This is a genomic window from Frigoribacterium sp. Leaf186 (genome assembly GCF_001423905.1).
Classification (GTDB): Bacteria; Actinomycetota; Actinomycetes; order Actinomycetales; family Microbacteriaceae; genus Frigoribacterium.
Map to the genome: position 1 here is coordinate 1,029,974 of NZ_LMPQ01000010.1, position 21,585 is coordinate 1,051,558.

At 72.9% G+C, this 21,585-nt stretch carries 21 protein-coding genes; 12 read left to right on the forward strand and 9 right to left on the reverse strand.

Going from position 1 to position 21,585, the window contains the following annotated elements; genetic code table 11:
* Window positions 1–363, forward strand: a 363-nt coding sequence (locus tag ASG05_RS11565) for a DUF3151 domain-containing protein (RefSeq protein ID WP_082486731.1), incomplete at its 5' end; no start/stop codon positions are given.
* Between the two features lie 88 nt (window positions 364–451).
* On the opposite strand, the gene ASG05_RS11570 is transcribed toward ASG05_RS11565, so the two are convergent.
* From ASG05_RS11570 to xylA, 5 genes are all read right to left on the reverse strand, one after another.
* Window positions 452–2,455 carry a YhgE/Pip family protein gene (locus tag ASG05_RS11570; RefSeq protein ID WP_056260656.1) on the reverse strand — a complete coding sequence of 668 codons (2,004 nt, stop codon included), beginning with the start codon at window positions 2,453–2,455 and terminating at the stop codon, window positions 452–454.
* Window positions 2,452–3,189 carry a hypothetical protein gene (locus ASG05_RS11575; protein ID WP_056260658.1) on the reverse strand — a complete coding sequence of 246 codons (738 nt, stop codon included), beginning with the start codon at window positions 3,187–3,189 and terminating at the stop codon, window positions 2,452–2,454. The genes ASG05_RS11570 and ASG05_RS11575 overlap by 4 nt, the downstream gene beginning before the upstream one ends.
* Entirely contained in the window at window positions 3,186–3,941 is a 756-nt protein-coding gene (locus ASG05_RS11580; RefSeq protein ID WP_082486672.1) for a TetR/AcrR family transcriptional regulator, read from the reverse strand. The genes ASG05_RS11575 and ASG05_RS11580 overlap by 4 nt, the downstream gene beginning before the upstream one ends.
* A gap of 58 nt (window positions 3,942–3,999) precedes the next feature.
* A complete protein-coding gene (locus ASG05_RS11585; protein WP_056260661.1) occupies window positions 4,000–5,136 on the reverse strand; it encodes a glycosyltransferase in 1,137 nt (378 codons plus the stop codon).
* A gap of 129 nt (window positions 5,137–5,265) precedes the next feature.
* Window positions 5,266–6,456, reverse strand: a complete 1,191-nt coding sequence (gene xylA / locus ASG05_RS11590) for a xylose isomerase (protein WP_056260663.1) — start codon at window positions 6,454–6,456, stop codon at window positions 5,266–5,268.
* Between the two features lie 153 nt (window positions 6,457–6,609).
* Between xylA and ASG05_RS11595 the strand changes: the two genes are divergently transcribed.
* Together ASG05_RS11595 and ASG05_RS11600 are read left to right on the forward strand one after the other, a co-directional pair.
* Window positions 6,610–7,398 (forward strand): ThuA domain-containing protein, encoded by a 789-nt coding sequence (locus ASG05_RS11595; RefSeq protein ID WP_082486673.1) that lies wholly within the window; start codon window positions 6,610–6,612, stop codon window positions 7,396–7,398.
* A gap of 31 nt (window positions 7,399–7,429) precedes the next feature.
* Entirely contained in the window at window positions 7,430–8,656 is a 1,227-nt protein-coding gene (locus ASG05_RS11600; protein ID WP_082486674.1) for an ROK family protein, read from the forward strand.
* 174 nt (window positions 8,657–8,830) lie between these two features.
* On the opposite strand, the gene ASG05_RS11605 is transcribed toward ASG05_RS11600, so the two are convergent.
* The gene (locus ASG05_RS11605) at window positions 8,831–9,553 is read right to left on the reverse strand and encodes a metal-dependent transcriptional regulator (protein ID WP_056260665.1); all 723 of its coding nucleotides are present in this window, start codon (window positions 9,551–9,553) and stop codon (window positions 8,831–8,833) included.
* A gap of 89 nt (window positions 9,554–9,642) precedes the next feature.
* A complete protein-coding gene (locus tag ASG05_RS11610; protein ID WP_056260667.1) occupies window positions 9,643–11,136 on the reverse strand; it encodes an FGGY family carbohydrate kinase in 1,494 nt (497 codons plus the stop codon).
* Between the two features lie 156 nt (window positions 11,137–11,292).
* Between ASG05_RS11610 and ASG05_RS11615 the strand changes: the two genes are divergently transcribed.
* The 4 genes from ASG05_RS11615 (at window position 11,293) to ASG05_RS11630 (ending at window position 14,606) form a co-directional block, all read left to right on the forward strand.
* A complete protein-coding gene (locus tag ASG05_RS11615; RefSeq protein ID WP_056260668.1) occupies window positions 11,293–12,579 on the forward strand; it encodes an adenylosuccinate synthase in 1,287 nt (428 codons plus the stop codon).
* Between the two features lie 64 nt (window positions 12,580–12,643).
* Window positions 12,644–13,069: an organic hydroperoxide resistance protein gene (locus ASG05_RS11620; protein ID WP_056260670.1), complete on the forward strand. Its 426-nt coding sequence runs from the start codon at window positions 12,644–12,646 to the stop codon at window positions 13,067–13,069.
* 119 nt (window positions 13,070–13,188) lie between these two features.
* Complete coding sequence (locus ASG05_RS11625) at window positions 13,189–13,548, forward strand: chorismate mutase (RefSeq protein ID WP_056260672.1); 360 nt, start codon at window positions 13,189–13,191, stop codon at window positions 13,546–13,548.
* Entirely contained in the window at window positions 13,545–14,606 is a 1,062-nt protein-coding gene (locus ASG05_RS11630) for a beta-propeller fold lactonase family protein (protein WP_056260674.1), read from the forward strand. Before ASG05_RS11625 ends, ASG05_RS11630 begins: the two co-directional genes overlap by 4 nt.
* Before the next feature lie 118 nt (window positions 14,607–14,724).
* On the opposite strand, the gene ASG05_RS11635 is transcribed toward ASG05_RS11630, so the two are convergent.
* Window positions 14,725–15,291 (reverse strand): TetR/AcrR family transcriptional regulator, encoded by a 567-nt coding sequence (locus ASG05_RS11635; protein ID WP_056260676.1) that lies wholly within the window; start codon window positions 15,289–15,291, stop codon window positions 14,725–14,727.
* A gap of 149 nt (window positions 15,292–15,440) precedes the next feature.
* Between ASG05_RS11635 and ASG05_RS11640 the strand changes: the two genes are divergently transcribed.
* The 5 genes from ASG05_RS11640 to ASG05_RS11660 all read left to right on the forward strand — a co-directional run bounded on the left by ASG05_RS11640 (window position 15,441) and on the right by ASG05_RS11660 (window position 21,193).
* Window positions 15,441–16,985 (forward strand): MFS transporter, encoded by a 1,545-nt coding sequence (locus ASG05_RS11640; RefSeq protein WP_056260678.1) that lies wholly within the window; start codon window positions 15,441–15,443, stop codon window positions 16,983–16,985.
* Between the two features lie 190 nt (window positions 16,986–17,175).
* A partial coding sequence (locus tag ASG05_RS11645; RefSeq protein WP_235491475.1) for a 3-isopropylmalate dehydrogenase occupies window positions 17,176–18,219 on the forward strand: 1,044 nt, incomplete at its 3' end.
* Window positions 18,220–18,266: 47 nt separating this feature from the next.
* A complete protein-coding gene (locus ASG05_RS11650) occupies window positions 18,267–19,400 on the forward strand; it encodes a branched-chain amino acid aminotransferase (RefSeq protein ID WP_056260682.1) in 1,134 nt (377 codons plus the stop codon).
* Window positions 19,397–20,167, forward strand: coding sequence for a fumarylacetoacetate hydrolase family protein (locus ASG05_RS11655; RefSeq protein WP_056260684.1), 771 nt, complete (start codon window positions 19,397–19,399; stop codon window positions 20,165–20,167). The genes ASG05_RS11650 and ASG05_RS11655 overlap by 4 nt, the downstream gene beginning before the upstream one ends.
* A gap of 9 nt (window positions 20,168–20,176) precedes the next feature.
* A complete protein-coding gene (locus tag ASG05_RS11660) occupies window positions 20,177–21,193 on the forward strand; it encodes a YeiH family protein (protein ID WP_056260686.1) in 1,017 nt (338 codons plus the stop codon).
* Window positions 21,194–21,325: 132 nt separating this feature from the next.
* Here ASG05_RS11660 and ASG05_RS16915 read toward each other — a convergent pair.
* On the reverse strand, window positions 21,326–21,585 hold a 260-nt coding region (locus ASG05_RS16915), incomplete at its 5' end, for a hypothetical protein (RefSeq protein WP_235491476.1).

Genomic DNA, 21,585 nt, shown 5'->3' on the forward strand with positions numbered 1-21,585 from the left:
GAGGTCGTCGCCGACCTCTCGACCCTCGATGTCGCCGAGGTCGTCACCGCCCACCCGACCTCGTCGCTCGCCTGGGCCCTGCTCTCCGACGAGGCCGCGGCCCGGGGCGCCGACCTCGAGGCCTACGCGTACGCCCGCGTCGGCTACCACCGCGGCCTCGACGCCCTGCGCAAGGCCGGCTGGCGCGGCCAGGGTCCGGTGCCGTGGTCGCACGAGCCCAACCGCGGCGTCCTCCGGTCGCTCTTCGCGCTCCGACGGGGCGCGTCGGCCATCGGCGAGGTCGACGAGGTCGAGCGCCTGACGACCTTCCTCGACGACGCCGACCCGAGCGTCCTGCCGACGCTCGAGGCGCAGGCGGGCTGACCGCCCACGCCGTCGGGTACGCAGGAGGCGCGGGTCGGGTGACCCGCGCCTCCTGCGTCCCCGGTGGCGGTCGCCGCCACCCCGCGGCTCAGCCGATCAGCGACGGTCGCAGGTCGCGCAACGTGCGGGCCCGGGTCATGCGGGCCGTGGCGACCCAGCTCAGCACGAGGGCACCGAGCAGCCAGGCCGCGAGCACGCCCGCGTCGCCCCAGGCTGCCGCCGTGCTGCCGCCGTACATCACCTGGCGCAGGCCGTCGGTGGCGTAGCTCATCGGCAGCACGAAGTGCAGGGCGGCCAGGGGCGCGGGCAGGGTCTGCCAGGGGAAGGTGCCCCCGGCCGTGACGAGCTGCACGACCATCAGCACGAGCCCCAAGAACTGCCCGACGCTGCCGAGCCAGACGTTGAGCGTCATGATGATCGCCGCGAACGCCGCCGAGGCCAGCGCCATCAGGCCGATCATGCCGAGCGGGTGCGCGACCTCGAAGCCGAGCGCCTGCGTGACGATGAGGTAGAGCGCGACCATCTGCACGACTCCCAGCACGACGGGGGCCAGCCAGCCGGCCAGCGAGATGCGCACGGGGGCCTTGACGGCGGTGATCGCCCGCTTCGAGATCGGCTTGACGATCAGGAAGAGCGCGTACATGCCGATCCAGGCCGCGAGGCTGATGAAGAACGGTGCGAGGCCCGCGCCGTAGGTGCCCGCGCTGGTCAGGGCGTCGTCCGTGACCGAGACCGGGTCGCTGATCGCGCCGGCCTGGTCGTCGCGCGTCTGCTCGGTGCTCGCGGGGATCTCGCCGAGGCCGCTCTGCAGGCCGTCGCGCAGCTGGGTCGTGCCGGTGTCGAGGCTGACGATGCCGTCGCGCAGGGTGGTCGACCCCGTGCTCAGGGTGTCGAGCCCGGTCGCGAGGGTCGAGGCGCCCGAGGCAGCGCTGGCTGCGCCCGTGGCCAGCTGCGACGACCCGGCGGCGGCCGACGAGATGCCCTGCGTCAGGGCCGGGGTCGCGGCGGCCAGCGTCGCGGCACCGGAGGAGACCTGGTCGGCACCCGCGGCGAGCTGCCCGACCTGCGTGTTCAGGCCCTGGAGCTGCGCGTTCGCGTCCTGCAGGGCGGTGGTCAACGAGTCGGTGGCGGGGGCGAACGTCGCGGCGATCTGCTCGATCTGCTCGGGGGTGTAGCCCTGTTCGGTCAGGGCCGCGGCGATCTGCTGCCGGGCCTGCTGCTGCGCGGCGGGCAGGGCGGCGGCCGCGGCCGCGCTCGTCGTGGCCGCGTCACCGACCCCGGTGGCCAGCGCGTCGTTGCCGGCCGCCACCTGGGCGGCGCCGTCGGCGAGGGCCCGGGTCTGGGCGGGGAGGTCGGAGGTCTGGCTCTTCAGGGTCTGCAGCCCCGTGTCGAGGGTCGACGCCCCCGAGCTGAGCTGACTCGTCCCGTCGGCGAGGGTGTGCGCGCCGCCGGCCGCGTCGGCCGCGCCGTCGACCAGCTGGTTCGCCCCGGCGACCGCCGAGCCGGTGCCCGCGACGAGCTGGTTCGCCCCGTCGACCGCGCTGCCGAGGTTGGTGCGGACGTCGGCGAGGCCGACCAGCAGGCGGCTCGCGGCCTCCTTGCCGACCTTCTCGGTCACCGAGGCCCGGATGGTCTTGGCCGCCTGCTCGGCGATGGTCGACGACAGGTAGCTGTTCGCGTCGCTCGTCGCGAGGGTGATCTGAGCGCGCGTCGGGTCGTCGCCGCTCGCCGAGGTCAGGTCGTCGCTGAAGTCCTTCGGGATGGTGAAGGTGAAGTCGTAGGTCTGGTCGCGCAGACCGGCCGCGGCCTGCGCGGCCGACACGACGTGCCAGTCGAAGTCGCCGCCGTCGGTGATCTGGTCGGTGACCTCGTCGCCGTAGTTCACGGCCTCGCCGTCGACCGTCGAGCCGGCGTCGGCGTTGACCAGCGCGGCGGGGATGCGGTCGAGCTTGTCGTAGGGGTCCTGGTTGGCCCAGAGGTACAGGCCGCCGTACAGCAGCGGCACCGTCATCAGCGCGACGAGGGCCAGACGGGCGAGCGGGGTGGCGGTGAGGCGCTGCAGCTCGGAACGGACGAGGGCGAGGATCTTCACGGCTGGTCGCTTTCGACGGAGGTGTCGGGGGAGGTGGCGACCGCGGTGTCGTCGGAGGAGGCAGGAGGGGCGGCGTCGGTCTCGGCGTCGGCGTCGGTCGCGATCGGTGCGGCGGGTGCGGCCGGGGCGAAGTCCGGCGTCGGCAGCGACTCGATCGTCGCGAGGGCGGCGAACCCGGTGATGGTCAGCACGGTGTAGTCGCGGCCGACGAGGTCGTGCACCACCGAGAGCCACGCCGCGACGTCGCCGCCGTGCCGCTCGGGGGTCGTCACGACGAGGCCTCGCACCTCGGGGCGCAGCACGGCCAGCTCGCAGAGCAGGCGCACGCGCAGCTCGGTCGGCAGGGCGCCCAGGCGGGTCCGTTCGTGCTCGCGCAGGCCGATCTCGTCGAGCAGCAGGCGTGCCGAGGCCTTGTCGGAGCGCGACCCGGCCAGGGCCAGTTCTTCGCGGGCCACCTGCACGACCGTCAGGGCCGCGAACGGCTCGGCCACGGTCGGGGTGTCGACGAGGGCGAAGGAGGCGCGGATCGCCGCGTCGTCCGACCGGCCGTCGACCGTCACCCGACCGCTCTCGGGGTGCATCCGACCCCCTGCGACGAGTGCCGCGAGGGTGGGCGCGTTCTCGGTCTCGACAGCGACGAAGCCCGGTGTCCACCGGTCGGCGACCACGCTGAGCGCGGGCAGGGCTGCGCCCGGCCCCTCGCCGATCGCGACGTCGTGCAGTTCGAGTCTCATGCGGGGTCTCCGGTGGGTGACGTGGTGGCGGCGCTCGCCGGGTCGACCGAGGAGGCGCGGGCCGGCTGGTCGACGGACGCGCCGGTCGCCGGCTCGGGCGGCAGGGCGAGCTCGGGCGTCGAGGCGACGAGCCGGCCGGCGGTGCGCCAGTCGAGCCCCACGACGCCGAGGACGGCGAGCATGACGAGCCGGTGGCCCTCGGCCCGGCTGAGCCGCTGGGTCGTCGCCTCGTCGAGCACCGACAGGGCGGCGCCCTCGACGAGGTGCGCGAGGGTGCGCGGAGCGATGTCGTCGCGCATGCGCCCCGACTCGACGCCCCGGCGCACGACGTCGCGGACGGCCTTCCGCAGCGGGGCGAGGGCCTCGCCGACCTCGTGGGCCATCGGCCCGCGCACGGTCAGCTGGGCCATGACGCGCACGTGCTCGACCTCGGCCCAGAGGCGGGCGGCGAGCGAGGCGAGCTGGACGACGGGGTCGGCGATGGGAGCCGGGCGGGCGGCGATGCCGATGCGAGCGGCACCGCGCAGGCTGACCTCGCGGACGAGGTCGTCGCGGGTGGCGAAGTGGCCGTAGACCGAGCGGCGCGAGAGGCCGGCCTCGGCGGCGATGGCCTCGAGCGACACGGCCGGGTCACGGTTGAGCAGCAGTGCGGCGGCGGCGATCAGCGCGTCGCGGTTGGCGGCGGCGTCGCGTCGCGGCGCGCGGGTGGCGCGCACGGGGGCGGCGCCCGCGGGGGCATCGGCATCGGACATGCCCCTATCGTACGATCTTGCACAGCACTGTGCAAGTTAGCGGGACGTGGCCGATCGATCAGCGCGGGCGGGGCAAGGTCGCTCGCAGCGCCTCCTCGTAGGCGTCGCAGACGGACTGCCAGGTGTAGGCGTCCGCGGCGCGGGCCAGGGCGGCGGCGCTCAGGCGCTCCTGCTCGGCGGGGTCGTCGAGCAGGGCGGTGACCGCCGCGGCGATGGCCGCGGGTTGGGGTGCGACGAGGGTGCCGGCGCCGTCGAGCACCTCGCGGTTGTAGACCGTGTCGCGGGCGACGACGGGCGCCCCGGCGAACATGGCCTGCACCAGGGCGGGGTTCGTGCCGCCGACGCTGTGACCGTGGAAGTACGCCCCGGCGTGCTGCCACAGCGCGTGCAGGCGGTCGTCGTCGCTGACGTGGCCGAGCCAGGTCACGCGATCGTTCTCGTCGGCCAGGCGACGCACGAGGTCGTCGAGCTCTCCGCCGTACCCGGTCGAGCCGACGATCACGACGTGGTGGCGTTCGGCGACGGTGCGGGCAGCCTCGACGAACTCGACGACGGTGTTCTCGGGCACGAACCGGGCGACGACCAGCGCGTAGCCGCGGTGCGTCTGGCCCGGCTCGACCGGCAGCTCGCGGACGGGGTCGCCGCCGTAGGGGATGAACAGGCCCTCGACGCCGAAGTCGGCCTGCCAGCGCCGCACGATCTCGCGGGCGTCACAGATCAACCCGTTCGCGAAGCGGGCGCTGGCCTTGGCCCCCAGGCGGAACACCGTCTTGGCGGCCCGGCCCCACTTCGCGCGCTCCCACTCGATCCCGTCCACGTTCACGAGCACGGGGATGCCCCGCAGCCTGAGCAGCGGCAACCAGAACCCGTTCGCGACGTTCATCACGAGCGCGGCATCGGGGCGTCGCACGAGCGCGTCCAGCACGGCGGTGAGGCCGTAGCTCAACGTGCTGAGCGACTTGCTCTCGACGCCCTTCGTCAGGCGCGACACGACGCGGTGGTCCCGAGCCGGGTCGTCGTCGCGGGTCGAGCCGTCGCGACCGTAGACCGTGACGTCCCAGCCCGCGTCGACCAGGGCGGGGGCGATGCGGCGGACGGCGGTCTCGAAGCCTCCGTAGTAGCTGGGGTAGCCGCGGGTGCCGATCACGGCGACGGAGGGGCGGCCGGAGGTGCGGCGACGAGGGCGTGCGGGCATTCGGGTGTCCGTTCGGGTCGGGCGGGCTGCTCAGCACGCTAGCGCACCCCGGCGCAGCGGCGACGAGACGCGACATGCCGCCCACGTCCGAGGACGGGGCGGCATGTCGCGACGGGTGCGAGCCGAGGGTCAGCGGGCGTTCATCAGGTGCTCGAGGGCGAGCTGCTGCAGGCGCACGAAGCCGTAGCCGTGACCACCGAAGTGGGCGTCGGCGTCGAAGTCCTCGTACGAGGCGCGGTCGGCGAGCAGCTGCTCGTAGCCCTCACCGTCGGCGAGGGTGTTCACCGACAGCTCGGCGACCTGGCTGGCGAGCAGCGCCTCCTGCACCTCGGGGTCGGCGCGGAACGCCTGCGCGCGCTCCTTGAGCAGCAGGTACATGCGCATGTTGGCCGCCGCGCTCTCCCACACGCCCTCGATCGTCTCGGTGCGCGAGGGCTTGTAGTCGAAGTGACGAGGGCCGTCGTAGGTCGGGCCGCCCTGGGGCGAGCCGTGCTCGAGCAGGTCGACGAGCGAGAAGGCGTTCTGCAGGTCGCCGTGGCCGAAGACGAGGTCCTGGTCGTACTTGATGCCGCGCTGGCCGTTGAGGTCGATGTGGAAGAGCTTGCCCTGGTAGAGCGCCTGGGCGATGCCGGCCGTGAAGTTCAGCCCGGCCATCTGCTCGTGGCCGACCTCGGGGTTCACGCCGGCCATCTCGGGGTGCTCGAGCGTCTCGATGAAGGCGATCGCGTGGCCCAGGGTCGGCAGCAGGATGTCGCCGCGGGGCTCGTTGGGCTTGGGCTCGATCGCGAAGCGCAGGTCGTAGCCCTTGTCGAGCACGTACTGCGAGAGCATGTCGACGCCCTCCTTGTAGCGCGAGAGCGCGGCCTGCACGTCTTTCGCGCTGTCGTACTCGGCGCCCTCGCGGCCGCCCCACATGACGAAGGTCTTCGCCCCGAGCTCGGCGGCGAGGTCGATGTTGCGCAGCACCTTGCGCAGCGCGAAGCGGCGGACGCCACGGTCGTTCGAGGTGAAGCCGCCGTCCTTGAACACGGGGGCGCTGAACAGGTTCGTGGTGACCATGGGCACGACGATGCCGGTCGCGTCGAGCGCGCCCGTGAGGCGGTCGATCTGCTTCTGGCGTTCGGCGTCGGTCGATCCGAAGGCGAACAGGTCGTCGTCGTGGAAGGTCAGGCCGTAGGCGCCCAGGCGGTCGAGGTTCTCGACGGCCTCGACCACGTCGAGCTGGGGGCGCGTGGGTCCGCCGAAGGGGTCCGAGCCGTTGTATCCGATCGTCCAGAGGCCGAACGAGAACTTGTCGTCGCGGGTGGGGGTGGTCGCCATGGTGTCTCCTCATCGTCGAGTGCGTTTGTTGCGAGTACGAACATATCCGCGGGCAGCCCGCCTGGCAAGGGGGTCGTCGCATCCGTTCCGAGATCGTCGCGCCGCGTACCGTGGACCCGTGCCGGGCACCCGCCCGGCGACGAGGGGGCGGACATGACACGGACGGCACTCGTCGTGCGCGGCGGCTGGCCCGGCCACGATCCGGTGGGCGCGACCGACCTCTTCGTGCCGTTCCTCGAACGGGCCGGCTTCGACGTCGACCGGCGAGACGGACCCGACGTCTACGCCGACGCCGCGCTGATGGCCGGCGTCGACCTCGTGCTGCAGTGCGTCTCGATGGGCTCGATCGAGCCCGAGGCCACCGCGGGCCTGCGGGCCGCCGTCGCCGCGGGCACCGGCCTGGCGGGCTGGCACGGCGGGGTCGTCGACTCGTTCCGGGCCGACGCCGACTACCTGCACCTGGTCGGGGCGCAGTTCGCCGCGCACCCCGGTCGCCCCGCGGGCGAGCAACGGCACGACGGTCACGACGCCTTCGTGCCGTACGCGATCCGGTTCACCGAGGCCGCCCGCGACCACCCCATCACCCGCGGTCTCACCGACTTCGAGCTCGTCACCGAGCAGTACTGGCTGCTGCACGACGACCTCCTCGACGTGCTCGCGACCACGACCCGGGAGGCGCGGGTCGGCGACCCCTGGAGTCGTCCCGTGACCTCGCCCGCCGTCTGGACGCGCCGCTGGGGCCGCGGTCGGATGGCCGTCGTCACGCCGGGGCACTCCGTCGACGTGCTCGAGCACCCGACGGTGCGGACCCTGGTGAAGCGCAGCCTGCTCTGGGCGACACGCGACGACGCGGCCGTGCACGACGACGCGGCCGTGCGCGACGACGCGGTGGCGTCGGGCGGCGACGCAGCACCGGACGACGGTCGTCGGCCGGGCCGCTAGCCTCGGTCGAGAACCCAGGAGGCACGAGACGATGGCAGACCCCACGCCGGCGCCGACCGCCACGCCGTCCCCGTCGCCCGACCTCGGGGCCCGGTTCGACCGGGTGCGTCGGGCCAACCTCGCGACCGTGCTCGCGCTCGTCCACGTCGACGGTCCCGCGTCACGGTCGGCCCTGACCCAGGCGACCGGGCTCAACCGGTCGACGATCGCGGCCCTCGTCGGTGAACTGGTCGAACTCGGGCTCGTCGTCGAGAGCGACCCCGTCGGCAGCAACAAGGTCGGGCGTCCGAGCCCGGTCGTCACCCCGAGCGCGCGGGTCGTCGCCCTGACCGTCAACCCCGAGATCGACGCCGTCACCGTCGGCGTGGTCGGCCTCGACGGGGCCGTCCAGCACCGGGTGCGACGCGACACCGTCGACGTGCCGACGGCGTCCGACGCCGCGCGCGTCGCGGCCGCCGTCATCGCCGACCTCCGAGCTGGGGCGCTGGCGTCCGACGTGCGGGTGGTCGGGGTCGGGGTCGCCGTGCCGGGCCTGGTCGACGCCGCCGGGGGAGTCGTGCGCCTCGCCCCGCACCTCGGGTGGGTCGACGAACCGTTCGCGGCCGTGCTGGCCTCGGCCACCGGGCTGCCCACCGAGGCGGCCAACGACGCGTCGCTCGGCGCGATCGCCGAGGGCCGGTTCGGGGCGGGCCGCGGCGTCGACGACCTGGTCTTCCTGAACGGCGGTGCCAGTGGCGTCGGCGGGGGAGTCCTGCTCGACGGCCGACCCATGACCGGCGTCGGTGGTTACGCCGGCGAGATCGGCCACACCCTGGTCAACTCGGCCGGTCGGGTGTGCCACTGCGGAGCCGTCGGATGCCTCGAGACCGAGGTCGGTCAGGCACGGTTGCTCGCCGTCACCGGGCTCGACCGTGGTCAGGCCGACCGGCTGGACGCGGCGCTCGCCGGTGCCGAGCCCGGGTCGCCCGTCGCGGTCGAGGTCCGACGACAGATCGACTTCCTGGCCGTCGCCCTGCGCGGCGTCGTCAACGCGTTCAACCCCGAGTTGATCGTGCTCGGGGGGTTCCTCGGGTCGCTGCACGCGGCCGACCCCGACCGCCTGGCCGAGCGGGTCCGCTCGCAGTCCCTGCCCGGGGCCCGAGACGGCGTCCGGCTCGTCCGCGCCGCGCTCGGTGCCGACCGTCTGACCATCGGCGCCGCCGAGCTCGCCTTCGCGTCCGTGCTGGCCGATCCGGCGTCCGCCGCCCGCGCCTCCTGACCCGGCCCGCGCCTGCTGACCCGGCCCGCGCCTCCTCTGCTCGCGCCCCGTCCCGCATCCCGCCACGAAGTAAACGGTCCGCCACGCGATTGCGTGGCGGACTGTTTACTTCGTGGCGGCCAGGCGCCGAGACCGGCAGGCAGGCGCGCGCCCGGGCGGCATGTCCCGCCGCGCTCAGGCGTGCGTGTGCGGCTCGGAGTTCGCCCACACCGACGCGGCGGCTACCCCGGCCAGCTCGACGCTGCCGACCGCCCGGTCGTGGGCGTCGGTCAGGACGACCTGCAGCGATCCGGCGTAGTCGCGGCGCTCGCCGACCCGGACGTGGGCGCCGACCCGCAGGTCGAGCGAGCTGAGGTAGCGCAGCAGTTCGGGTTCGTCGTCGGAGACGCGCACGACGAAGCCGCACTCGCCCTCGACGAAGTCGCCGAGAGGGTGGGCGGGCGGTCGCACGACGGTGCCGTCGGCCGCCGGGATCGGGTCGCCGTGCGGGTCGGCCGTCGGGTGCCCGAGCTCGACGTCGAACCGGTCGAGCAGCCGGTCGCTGACCGCGTGCTCGAGCACCTCGGCCTCGTCGTGGACCTCGTCCCAGCCGTAACCCAGCCGTTCGACGAGGTACGTCTCGATCAGGCGGTGCCGCCGAACCATCGACACCGCGATCGCCCGACCCTTCTCGCTCAGCGCGATGCGTCGGTAGGGCTCGTAGTCGAGGTAGCCGTCGCGGTCGAGCTTGCGCAGGTTGCCCGAGACGGTCGAGGCGCTGACCCCGAGGGTGGCCGCGATCTCGTTGGTCGAGATGCCGGAGTCGGCGCCCTCGTCCGCCCACTCCTCGGCCTTCCAGATGACCTTGAGGTAGTCCTCGGCCATGGTCGTGCGCGTGCTGGCCGGGTCGCTGGGCATGGCCCGATCCTATGCGGCGCGCCCCGCGCCTCCTGCCCGGACCGTTCCCCTCGCGCCACCCGCGCCTCCTGCGCCGTGGTGGCCGCCGGTCACGGTCGAGGCAGCGAACCCAGCCCCTGCGCCGCCCGGTAGCGCTCGCCCACGGCGGGTCGCAGGTCGGACTCGAAGGAGGCGCTGGTCGCCGGAGCCCAGGTCGGTCGCGTCCCCGAGAGGGCCCAGCCCGCCTGCCGTGCCGCTCCGTCGGCGACGTACTCGCCGGGTTCGGGCACGACCACCGGCAGGTCGAACACCTGGCGGGCGACGGCCTGGACCGCGGGGTTCAGGGCGGCCCCGCCGATGATGAGCACCCGGCTGGCCTCGACCCCCTGTCGGCGGACCGCGGCGGCGCCGTCGGCCAGGGCCGACAGCATGCCCTCGACGGCGGCCCGGGCCAGGTTCTCGCGGGTCGAGCTGGCCAGGGTCAGGCCCGAGAGCGTGGCCGTGGCGTCGGGCAGGTCGGGGGTGCGCTCGCCCTCGAAGTAGGGCACGAGAGTGAGGCCACCGGCGCCCGGTTCGGCCGCGAGCGCGAGCCGGGACAACTCGTCGTGGTCGACGCCCAGCAGTCCGCCGATCGACGACAGCACCCGGGCGGCGTTCAGCGTGGCGATCAGGGGGAGGTAGCCGCCGGCGGCGTCGGCGAAGCCGGCCACCGTGCCGCTCGGGTCGGTGACGGGACGGTCGGTCACCGCGAACGCCGTGCCGCTGGTGCCGATGCTGATCACGAGGTCGCCGACGGTGGCGTCGAGCCCGAGCGCGGCACCGGCGTTGTCGCCCGCGCCGGCGCCCACCACGATGCCGGCCGGAACCGCCCCGTTCGCGACGCTCGTGCCGGCGGCCACGTCGGCCTGCAGCACGCGCGGCAGCACGACGCGTGCGTCGGCACTGGCGTCGGCACCGGTCTCCCGGGCGCCGACCGCCTCGCGAGCCGCGCGACCGAAGGCGTGCTCGAACAGGTCGAGGTCGTAGCCCTCGTCGGCGGGGCTCCAGTACGAGGTGCCGCTGGCGTCCGACCGGTCGGTGACCAGGGCGTCGAGGTCGGGCCCGAGCGGGCTCTCGTCGGCGGGGCCGAAACCGAGGAGGCGCCAGGTCAGCCAGTCGTGCGGCAAGGCGACCGCAGCGACTCGCGCCGCGGCCTCGGGCTCGGCGTCGCGCAGCCAGCGCAGCTTCGTCGCGGTGAACGAGGCGACGGGCACCGACCCCGTGCGCCGGGCCCAGGCGTCCGCGCCGAGCTCGGCGATCAGGTCGCGGGCGGCCGGGGCGCTGCGGGTGTCGTTCCAGAGCAGCGCGTCGCGGACGACGTGGCCGTCGGCGTCGAGGGCGACGAGCCCGTGCTGCTGCCCGGCGACCGAGAGGGCCGCGACGTCGTCGAGGCCGCCGGCGTCCTCGATCGCCGTGAGCAGCGCCTCCCACCATGCGGCCGGGGGCACCTCGGTGCCCGCGGGGTGCCCGGCCGACCCCTGTCGGACGAGTGCGCCCGTCGAGAGGTCACGGACGACGACTTTGCAACTCTGGGTCGAGGAGTCGACCCCGGCGACGAGACTCATGGGCACAGTTTGTCGTAAGAAACCACAAATGACCACCGGTGCCGTCGGTCCGGCCGGCACCGTGCCTCCCGACCGCCACCGGGCGTGCCGGACGCGGCTGCCGGTAGACTCAAGTGCACCTCACCCGGTGCGTTCCCCCGACGTGAGGAGAGACCCGTGCCAGCAGTGGTGATCATCGGAGCCCAGTGGGGCGACGAGGGCAAGGGCAAGGCCACCGACCTGTTGTCGAGCCGCATCGACTACGTCGTGAAGTTCAACGGCGGCAACAACGCGGGCCACACGGTGGTGATCGGCGACCAGAAGTACGCGCTGCACCTGCTGCCCTCCGGCATCCTCTCGCCCGGTGTCACGCCCGTCATCGGCAACGGCGTCGTCGTCGACATCGAGGTGCTCTTCGACGAGCTCGACGCGCTGATCGCCCGCGGCATCGACGTCTCGCGGCTGCGGGTCAGCGCCAACGCGCACGTCATCACGCACTACCACCGCACCCTCGACAAGGTGACCGAGCGGTTCCTGGGCAAGCGCCAGATCGGCACGACGGGTCGCGGCATCGGCCCGACCTACGCCGACAAGATCAACCGCGTCGGCATCCGCGTGCAAGACATCTTCGACGAGGGCATCCTGCGGCAGAAGGTCGAGGCGGCCCTCGACCAGAAGAACCACCTGCTGGTCAAGATCTACAACCGCCGCGCGATCGAGGTCGACGAGGTCGTCGAGTCGCTGCTGTCGTACGCCGAGCGCCTCAAGCCGATGGTCGCCGACACCGCGCTCGAGATCCACCAGGCGCTCGAGGCCGGCAAGACCGTGCTGTTCGAGGCGGGTCAGGCGACCATGCTCGACGTCGACCACGGCACGTACCCGTTCGTCACCTCGTCGTCGGCGACCGCCGGCGGGGCCTCGACCGGTTCGGGCATCGGCCCGGGCCGCATCGAGCGGGTCATCGGCATCGTCAAGGCGTACACGACCCGTGTCGGTGCCGGTCCGTTCCCGACCGAGCTGTTCGACGCCTCGGGCGAGTTCCTGCGGGCCAACGGCTTCGAGTTCGGCACGACCACGGGCCGCCCGCGCCGCTGCGGATGGTACGACGCCCCCATCGCGCGCTACACGGCCCGCATCAACGGCGTCACCGACTTCGTGCTCACCAAGCTCGACGTGCTGACGGGCCTCGAGACGATCCCCGTCTGCGTGGCGTACGACGTCGACGGCGTCCGTCACGACGAGGTGCCCGTCTCGCAGAGCGACTTCCACCACGCGACGCCGATCTACGAGGAGTTCCCCGGCTGGAGCGAAGACATCACCGGTGCGCGCGAGTTCGACGACCTGCCGAAGGCCGCCCAGGACTACGTGCTCGCCGTCGAGGCGATGAGCGGCGCCCGCATCTCGGCCATCGGCGTCGGTCCCGGCCGCGACGCCATCGTGCAGCGGCACGACCTGCTCGGTTGAGCCGCGCTACCACACACACCCGCCACCGAGCCAACTCCCAGAATCTAGGTATGGTCTTCTCCTCATGACACTCGACATCGCCTACACCGCCATCGCCCACGCCACCGGCGGGGGTCGTGACGGCCACGTCCGCAGCGAAGACGACCGACTCGACTTCGACACGCGTCCGCCGAAGGAGCTGGGCGGCTCGGGCGAGGGCACCAACCCCGAGCAGCTGTTCGCCGCGGGCTTCGCCGCCTGCTTCCTCAGCGCCATGCACGGCGCCGGCAAGAAGCTCGGCGTCGACACCACCGGCGCCGAGGTCTCGGCGAGCGTCGGCATCGGCGGCAACGGCGAGGGCGGGTTCGGCCTCGCCGTCGAACTCGACATCTACACGCCGAACGTCGAGGCCGAGCGTCGACAGGAGCTCGCCGACGCGGCCCACCACGTGTGCCCGTACTCGAACGCCACGCGCGGCAACGTCGAGGTCACGCTGACGCTGGTCGACTGACCGCACCCGGCCGCACACGGCCGCACACGGCCGAGAAGGAGGCGCGTCCTGCGAGAGCGGGACGCGCCTCCTTCGTCCGTCGGCGGCCTCGTCGCCGGGGTCGCCGATAGGGTCGGTGCATGGCACTCGACAGTCCTCTCGGGGCGGACAGCCCCCTCAGCTCGGCCGACCAGGGCGCGATCGACGAGCTCTCGGGCATCCGTCAGAGCATCGACAACATCGACGCCGCGCTCGTGCACATGCTCGCCGAGCGGTTCAAATACACGCAGTCCGTGGGCCTGCTCAAGGCGGCGGCGGGCATGCCGGCGAGCGATCCCGAGCGCGAGCGCGTGCAGATCCAGCGCCTTCGCCGCCTGGCCGAAGAGGCCCAGCTCGACCCGGCCTTCGCCGAGTCGTTCTTGAACTTCATCGTCGCCGAGGTGATCCACCACCACGAGCGCATCGCCGCCGGCGACGACCTCGGCACGGGCCGGTCGTGACCGACGCCCGGGCGGACGCCCCGCAGCGGTTGTACGTCGGGTCGTACACGGCGGTCAGCGGCGGCCACGGCACCGGCATCACGGTGCTCGAACGCTCGCGGGCCGACGGCCGCTGGCAGGCCGGGCAAGTCGTCGAGGCCGACGACCCGTCGTTCCTCGTCGTCACCGAGGGAGCGCTGCACGCCGTCGCCGAGACGACCGAGGGGCGCGTGCTCTCGTACACGATCGCGGCCGGTCGGCTGGTCGGGGCCGGCGTCGCCGCCTCCGGTGGGGCGTCGCCCTGCCACATCGCGCACGACCGGGCCTCGAACGCGCTCCTCGTGGCGAACTATGTCGGCGGCACCTTCGGGGTGCTGAGCTCCGAGGCCACCGACCCGGCACGCGTCACCGCGACGGTGGCGCTCCCGGCCGGCTCCGGCCCGGTCGCCGACCGCCAGGGCGGGCCGCACGCCCACCAGATCGTCCCGACGCCGTGGGGCACCCACCTCGTCAGCGACCTCGGCACCGACCGGCTGATCGAGATCGCCGTCGACACCGTCACGCTCGAGCCGTCGGTCGTCGCCGTCCACCCGATGCCCGCCGGTTCGGGCCCGAGGCACCTCGACTGGCTCGGCGACGACCTGCTCGTCGTGGGCGAGCTCGACGCGCGCCTGTACGTGGTCCGTCGTCAGGGCGACGAACTCGTCATCCCCTACTCGGTGGCCGTCGTCGAGGGCGAGCCGAACGAGCAGGGCGACCTCCCGTCGCACCTCGCCGTGCACGGCTCGCGCGTGTACGTCGCGACCCGGGGCCGCGACACGATCAGCGTGCTCGAGGCGTCGGTCGACGCCGAGGGCGGCTCGGACGGCGCCGAGCCCTCGCGGCTCCGCCTGGTCGGCCAGGTGCCCTGCGGGGGTGCGTGGCCCCGCCACTTCGCCGTCGCCGACGGCCTGCTCTACTGCGCCAACCAGGGGTCCGACACCGTCTCGGTGCTGCCCCTCGACGAGGCGACCGGTCTGCCCGGTGCCCCCGTCGACCTGTTCACGACCGGCAGCCCCGCCTGCATCGTCGCCGTCTGACCGCCGAGGCCGCGAGAGGTCCTCGAGGCCCCGTCGCGCACGGAGGGGCCTCGGCTCGTGCCGGTCGCCCGGCCGCCGGGTCGCCTGGTCGCCCGGCCGGACGCGCGGGAGGCGCGGGTCAGCCCCGCGGCACGAGCCGCTGCAGCACGGCGATGACGTCGTCGATCGACGCGTCGTGTCGGGGGTCGCCGCCCGAGTCCGCCGGTGAGAACGGCCGTGGCGTGAAGTAGAGCCCGTCCGACACGAGCGACACCACCCGGGCGACCGCGGGGTCGCCGACGGCGTCGAGCACGACCTGGTGCCAGCGGGCCTGCATCGCGGTCAGGGCCGCTAGGGCCCGCGGGTGACGGCCGCTGGCCGCCAGGTTCGAGACGGCGGTGATGCAGCGGTCGAGCGGGTCGTCGGCGGGGATGGCGGCCGGTGACGACGTGCGGACGAAGTAGTCGACGACGCCCTCCGGCGCGCTGGTCATCGCGGCCACGTCGTCGTCGAGCAGGGTCGTGAGCCGGTCGACGAGGCCGTCGACCAGGGCCTCACGCGTCGGGAAGTGGTACAGGAGGCCGCCTTTCGAGACGCCGGCGGCGGCGGCCACGGCGTCGAAGGTGGCGGCGCGCTCGCCCTCGTCGACGACGAGCGTCTCGAACGTGTCGAGCATCGCTCCTCGGGCTGACGGTCGGGGACTCATTCTGTTACTGTACCGTCTGGACGGTGTAACTGTACCGTCCGGACGGTCAGCGCCCGCGCCTCCTGCCCCGGCGGGCGGTCGGCGCACGCGGTGCCCACCGGCCGGCCGTCCCACCAGACACCTCGCTGGACCGATCTCGAGAGAGCACCATGACCCGCCCCGCCCCCGTCCCGACCACCACCCCGACCGGCGTCCCGCCCCGTGCCGGGCGGCGACAGTGGGCCGCGCTGGTCGTCCTGATGCTGCCGGTGCTGCTCGTGTCGGTCGACAACACGGTGCTGAGCTTCGCCCTGCCCGAGATCTCGACCGCCCTGCAGCCGAGCGCCGCGGGGCAGCTCTGGATCGTCGACGTGTACTCGCTCGTCCTCGCCGGCCTGTTGGTGGCCATGGGGTCGATGGGGGACCGCTTCGGTCGCCGCAAGCTGCTGCTGATCGGCGCGAGCGGCTTCGCCGTCGTCTCGGTGCTCGCGGCCTTCTCGACCAGCGCCGAGCAGCTGATCTCCGCACGTGCCGTGCTGGGCTTCTTCGGGGCGATGATCATGCCGGCGACGTTGTCGCTGCTGCGCAGCACCTTCCTCGACCGCGAGCAGCGTCGCCTCGCCATCGCGGTCTGGGCCTCGGGCTTCGCCGCGGGGTCCGCCCTCGGGCCGATCGTCGGCGGCGTGCTGCTCGAGCACTTCGCCTGGGGTTCGGTCTTCCTCATCGCCGTGCCCGTGCTCGTCCCGCTCGTGATCGCGGGCCCGCTGCTGCTGACCGAGAGCCGCGACCCCGACCCCGGGCCGGCCGACCCGCAGTCGGTCGTGCTCTCACTGGCGGCGATGGCACCGGTCGTCGCGGCGATCAAGCTGCTCGCGACGGACGGCCTCGTCTGGCCCGTCGTCGTGCTGGCCGTGGTCGGCGTCGGCTCGGGTTGGCTGTTCGTCCGCCGCCAGCTCGCCCGCCCGCGTCCGTTGCTCGACGTGCGCCTCTTCACGAACCCCGTGTTCGCCGGGTCGGTGATGGTCAACCTGCTCGCCGTCGTGGCGCTCGTGGCCTTCCTGTTCTTCACGACCCAGCACCTGCAGCTCGTCGTCGGACTGCGTCCGTTGCAGGCCGCGATGACGCTCGTCCCCGGCCTGGTCGTCATGATCCTCGCGGGCCTCGGCGTCGTGCGGGTCGTCCGGTGGCTGCGCCCGCGCACCATCGTCGCGATCGGCCTGGCGTCGGCCGCCCTGGCCTACGCGGCGGTCTTCGCGACCGGTGCCGGAGCCCCGGTCGCCGTCTTCGTCGTGGCCTTCGCCTTCGTCGGTCTCGGCGTCGGAGCGGCCGAGACGATCTCGAACGACCTCATCATCGCGGCCGTGCCGCCGAACCGCGCGGGGGCGGCCTCGGCGGTGTCCGAGACCGCCTACGAGGTCGGTGCCGTGCTCGGCACGGCCGTGCTCGGCAGCATGCTGACCGCGATCTACCGCGGAGCCCTGGTCGTGCCGGAGGGCGTGCCGACCGAGGTCGGCGAGGCCGCCCGAGAGACCCTGGGAGGCGCGGTGGCGGTCTCGTCCGGGCTGCCCGACGACCTCGCGACGTCCCTCCTGCACGCCGCGACCGACGCCTTCGACCAGGGGCTCGTCGTCACGGCCGGGGTCGGGGCACTGGTGATGGTCGCCGCGGTGGTGGTCGCGCTCACGACCCTGCGCCGCGCCTCCTCGGCCGACTGAGGCCCCGCGTCGACCGGCAGGCCCCGGCATCGGGCCGACCGGCACGCCCCGGCACCGGGCCGACCGGGCCACCGCGGTGCACGTCGACCGGGCCACCCCGGCACGGGTGGACCGGCACGAACCCCCGGGCCCCGCGGCCGCCGCGGCCGCGGGTAAAGTGTGGCGAGCCCCCCGAGACGCCAGGAGAACCATGCCCCGCACCGTCAGACTCGCCGCCATCCCCGGAGACGGCATCGGCCCCGAGGTCGTCGCCGAGGCGCTGAAGGTGCTCGAGGTCGCGGCAGGTGACGACGCGACGTTCGACGTGACGACGTTCTCGCTCGGTGCCACCCGCTACCTCGAGACGGGCGACATCCTCACCGACGCCGACCTGGCGGCCGTGGCGTCGCACGACGCGATCCTGCTCGGTGCCGTGGGGGGCGACCCGCGCGACCCCCGCCTGGCCGGGGGCATCATCGAGCGCGGTCTGCTGCTGAAGCTGCGTTTCGCGCTCGACCACTACGTGAACCTGCGGCCGACCAAGGTGTACGCGGGCGTGCCGTCGCCGCTCTCGTCGCCCGGCGAGGTCGACTTCGTCGTCGTCCGCGAGGGCACCGAGGGGCCCTACGTCGGCAACGGAGGCGCGCTGCGGCAGGGCACGCCGCACGAGATCGCGAACGAGGTCAGCGTCAACACGGCCTACGGCGTCGAGCGCGTCGTGCGCTTCGCCTTCGAGAAGGCCCGCAGCCGCCGGGGCCGGCTGACCCTGGTGCACAAGACCAACGTGCTCGTGTTCTCGGGCAGCCTCTGGCAGCGCACCGTCGACGCCGTCGCGACCGAGTACCCCGACGTGACGGTCGACTACCAGCACGTCGACGCGGCCACCATCCACCTGGTCGTCGACCCGGCCCGGTTCGACGTCATCGTCACCGACAACCTCTTCGGCGACATCCTCACCGACCTCGCCGGCGCCATCAGCGGCGGCATCGGCCTCGCGGCCTCGGGCAACGTCAACCCCGACGGGGCCTTCCCGAGCATGTTCGAACCGGTGCACGGTTCGGCGCCCGACATCGCCGGCCAGCAGAAGGCCGACCCGACGGCGGCGATCCTGTCCGTCGCGCTGTTGCTCGAGCACCTGGGCCTGCCCGAAGCGGCCGCCCGCGTCACCCGGGCCGTCGACGGTGACATCGCCGACCGGGCGTCGCGTGACGCGTCGCTGCCGGCCCGCCGCACCGCCGAGATCGGCTCGGCGATCNACCGCGTCCGCACCCCGTCCCCGTCTGCCTCCGCCTGAAGGGCATCATGACCACCACCGACCACGTCTCCGCCCCGACCGACGACCCGGCCGGCTTCCCGTTGCAGTTCGAGCTGACACCGTCCGAGACGGCCCGCGACGACGCCGAACGCGAGACCATCCTCAGCGACCCCGGCTTCGGCAAGCACTTCACCGACCACATGGTCACGATCGAGTGGACCCTCGCCGACGGGTGGCACGCGGCGTCCGTGCACCCGTACGGACCGCTGCAGCTCGACCCGTCCGCCTCGGTGCTGCACTACGCCCAAGAGATCTTCGAGGGCATGAAGGCCTACCGCCACGCCGACGGCTCGGTCTGGTCGTTCCGGCCCGACGCCAACGGTCGTCGCCTGCAGCGCTCGGCCCGCCGTCTCGCGCTGCCCGAGCTCAGCACCGACGACTTCGTCGAGTCGGTGCGCCAGCTCGTGCGGGCCGACCTCGACTGGGTGCCGTCGGCGCCCGAGACGAGCCTGTACCTTCGGCCGTTCATGATCGCCACCGAGGCCTTCCTGGGCGTCCGCGCCGCCCACGAGGTGTCGTACCACGTGATCGCGAGCCCGGCCGGGGCCTACTTCAGCGGCGGAGTCTCTCCCGTCTCGATCTGGCTCACCACGAACTACGCCCGCGCAGGCAAGGGCGGCACCGGGGCCGCCAAGACCGGCGGCAACTACGCGTCGTCGTTGCTGCCGCAGCAAGAGGCGTACGAGAACGGCTGCCAACAGGTGCTGTTCCTCGACTCGTCCGAGAGCGCCTACATCGAAGAGCTCGGCGGCATGAACGTCGTGCTCGTGAAGAAGGACGGCACCCTCGTCACGCCCGACAGCGACTCGATCCTCGAGGGCATCACGCGTGACTCGATCCTCGAGCTGGCCGAGGCGCGGGGCCACCGCGTCGAGCGTCGGCGCGTGACGATCGACGAATGGCGTGACGGCGTCGAGTCCGGCGACATCGTCGAGGTCTTCGCCTGCGGCACGGCCGCGGTCGTCGTCCCGATCGCCGAGCTCAAGGGCGAGGGCATCCACATCGGTTCGCCCGCCGCGTCCGGCGGCGAACTGACCATGTCGCTGCGTGAAGAGCTGACCGACATCCAGTACGGCCGCCGTCCCGACGTCCACGGCTGGATGACTAGGCTCGACGCGTGAAGATCGCCCGTTTCGCCACGCCCGGAGAAGACCCCCGCTACGGCATCGTCGACGAGCGCGAGCTCATCGTCCTCGCCGGCGACCCGATGTACAGCGGGTACGAGACCACGGGCGAGCGCGTGTCGCTGCGGCAGGCGAAGCTGCTCGCGCCGGTGATCCCGCGCTCCAAGGTGGTGGGCGTCGGCCTGAACTACCAGGACCACGCCGACGAGCTCGGTCAGTCCGCGCCCGATTCCCCGATCCTGTTCCTCAAGCCGAACACGACGGTGATCGGCTTCGGCGACTCGATCCAGTTGCCGCCCGACGTGGGGCGCGTCGACTTCGAGGGCGAGCTCGCCATCGTCATCGGCTCGATCGCCAAGCGCGTGAAGGCCGAGGACTACCAAGACGTGGTGTTCGGCTACACCGTGGCCAACGACGTCACGGCCCGCGACGTGCAGAACGCCGACGGGCAGTGGACCCGTGCGAAGGGTTACGACACCTTCCTGCCGCTCGGGCCCTACATCGAGAACGAGTTCGACTGGACCGACGCGACGATCGAGACCCGCGTCGACGGCGAGGTCATGCAGCGCGAGTCGACGATGCAGATGATCCACAAGATCCCCGAGCTGATCGAGTACGTCACCGAGGTCTTCACGCTCCTGCCCGGCGACGTCATCCTGACCGGCACGCCCTCGGGCATCGGCCCCTTCACGTCGGGCCAGACCGTCGAGGTCGCGATCTCGGGCCTCGGTTCGTTGATCAACCCCGCCAAGAACCGGGTCTAGGCCCGTCCGGTGAGTCCCTCCGCCGTCTCCGCGCCCTCGCGCGCGCAGTCGGTGCCGGGGCTCGCCGTCGCCGGGGCCGCCTACGGGGTGGCCTGGGTGCTGCACCTCCTGCTGCCGGCGGTGCCCGTGCTCACCTGGTGCGTCCTGCTCGGCATCGTCGTGGCCCAGGTCCGGCCCCTCCGCCCGCGACTCGACGGCAGCTGGAAGCCCGGACTCACCCTCGCGGCCAAGCGCCTGTTGCGCATCGGGGTCGTCCTGCTCGGTCTGCAGCTCAGCCTGGTCGACGTCGCGGGCCTCGGCTGGGTGACGATCGTCGCCGTGATCGCGATCCTGGCGCTGACCTTCGGAGTCACCTATCTGCTCGGCCGGTGGGCCCGGCTCCCCGGTGACCAGCCCCTCCTGCTGGCCGCCGGCTTCTCGATCTGCGGAGCCTCGGCCGTCGGGGCGATGAGCGCGGTGACGCGCGACCGCGGCAAGGACGCCGCGACCCCCGTCGCCCTCGTCACGCTCTTCGGCACCCTCGCCATCGCGGTCCTGCCCGTGATCGGCCGGTGGGTCGGCCTGACCGAGCTCGAGTTCGGCGCCTGGGTGGGGGCGAGCGTGCACGACGTCGGTCAGGTGGTGGCCACCGCGCAGACCGCCGGCGCCGCGGCACTCGCGGTCGCGGTCATCGTCAAGCTCACGCGGGTGCTGATGCTCGCGCCGATCGTCGCGATCACCTCGACGGTCGTCCGCCGGCAGGGCGCCGACGGCGGAGCACGCCCGCCGATCGTCCCGCTCTTCGTCGCGGGCTTCGCCGCCATGGTTCTCGTCCGCACGCTGGTCCCCCTTCCGGAGGCGCTGCTCGCGACGGCGGGCACAGTCCAGTCGGTCCTGCTCGGGCTCGCACTCGTCAGCCTCGGGTCGGGCATCCGCCTCGAGGCCCTCGTCCGCACCGGTGGCCGCGCGGTGCTCGTCGGCCTGGCGTCCTGGATCGTCATCGCCTCGGTCTCGCTCGGGACGGTGCTCATCTTGCCGCTGGGCTGAGAACCCCGTACTTCCGGGCCTCCAGACCGCGACACGCCCGGGATGCACGGGGGTTTGGCCACACCCGCCAGGTCGTGTGTAAAGTAATCACTCGTCACCCCAAAGGTGCGGCGGAGCGAAGCTCCTCCGGCCTCAAGCGGGACCAACTTCCAAGTCCTCGAGTTGCTTCACAGCCTCGGACCAAGCGAGTTGCGAACACTGAACAAGATGATGTAGAGTTACGGCTCGTTCCGCAAGGGACTTCGGCACGATCTCGACATCGTCGAACAGTGCAAAAAGATCATACATCTGCCCAGGGCAAAAGTCTTCCAAGGCTGGGTCCCCGGTGAGTTTGGTCCTTGAGAACTCAACAGCGTGCACATTGTCAAATGCCAAATTATACCCTGGCATTG

What these genes read in the sequence shown, in the direction of transcription:
- ASG05_RS11575 (WP_056260658.1), bottom strand. Translation starts at nt 3,189, where the DNA reads ATGAGACTCGAACTGCACGACGTCGCGATCGGCGAGGGGCCGGGCGCA.
- ASG05_RS11580 (WP_082486672.1), bottom strand. Translation starts at nt 3,941, where the DNA reads ATGTCCGATGCCGATGCCCCCGCGGGCGCCGCCCCCGTGCGCGCCACC.
- ASG05_RS11585 (WP_056260661.1), bottom strand. Translation starts at nt 5,136, where the DNA reads ATGCCCGCACGCCCTCGTCGCCGCACCTCCGGCCGCCCCTCCGTCGCC.
- xylA (WP_056260663.1), bottom strand. Translation starts at nt 6,456, where the DNA reads ATGGCGACCACCCCCACCCGCGACGACAAGTTCTCGTTCGGCCTCTGG.
- ASG05_RS11595 (WP_082486673.1), top strand. Translation starts at nt 6,610, where the DNA reads ATGACACGGACGGCACTCGTCGTGCGCGGCGGCTGGCCCGGCCACGAT.
- ASG05_RS11600 (WP_082486674.1), top strand. Translation starts at nt 7,430, where the DNA reads ATGGCAGACCCCACGCCGGCGCCGACCGCCACGCCGTCCCCGTCGCCC.
- ASG05_RS11605 (WP_056260665.1), bottom strand. Translation starts at nt 9,553, where the DNA reads ATGCCCAGCGACCCGGCCAGCACGCGCACGACCATGGCCGAGGACTAC.
- ASG05_RS11610 (WP_056260667.1), bottom strand. Translation starts at nt 11,136, where the DNA reads ATGAGTCTCGTCGCCGGGGTCGACTCCTCGACCCAGAGTTGCAAAGTC.
- ASG05_RS11620 (WP_056260670.1), top strand. Translation starts at nt 12,644, where the DNA reads ATGACACTCGACATCGCCTACACCGCCATCGCCCACGCCACCGGCGGG.
- ASG05_RS11625 (WP_056260672.1), top strand. Translation starts at nt 13,189, where the DNA reads ATGGCACTCGACAGTCCTCTCGGGGCGGACAGCCCCCTCAGCTCGGCC.
- ASG05_RS11635 (WP_056260676.1), bottom strand. Translation starts at nt 15,291, where the DNA reads ATGAGTCCCCGACCGTCAGCCCGAGGAGCGATGCTCGACACGTTCGAG.
- ASG05_RS11640 (WP_056260678.1), top strand. Translation starts at nt 15,441, where the DNA reads ATGACCCGCCCCGCCCCCGTCCCGACCACCACCCCGACCGGCGTCCCG.
- ASG05_RS11650 (WP_056260682.1), top strand. Translation starts at nt 18,267, where the DNA reads ATGACCACCACCGACCACGTCTCCGCCCCGACCGACGACCCGGCCGGC.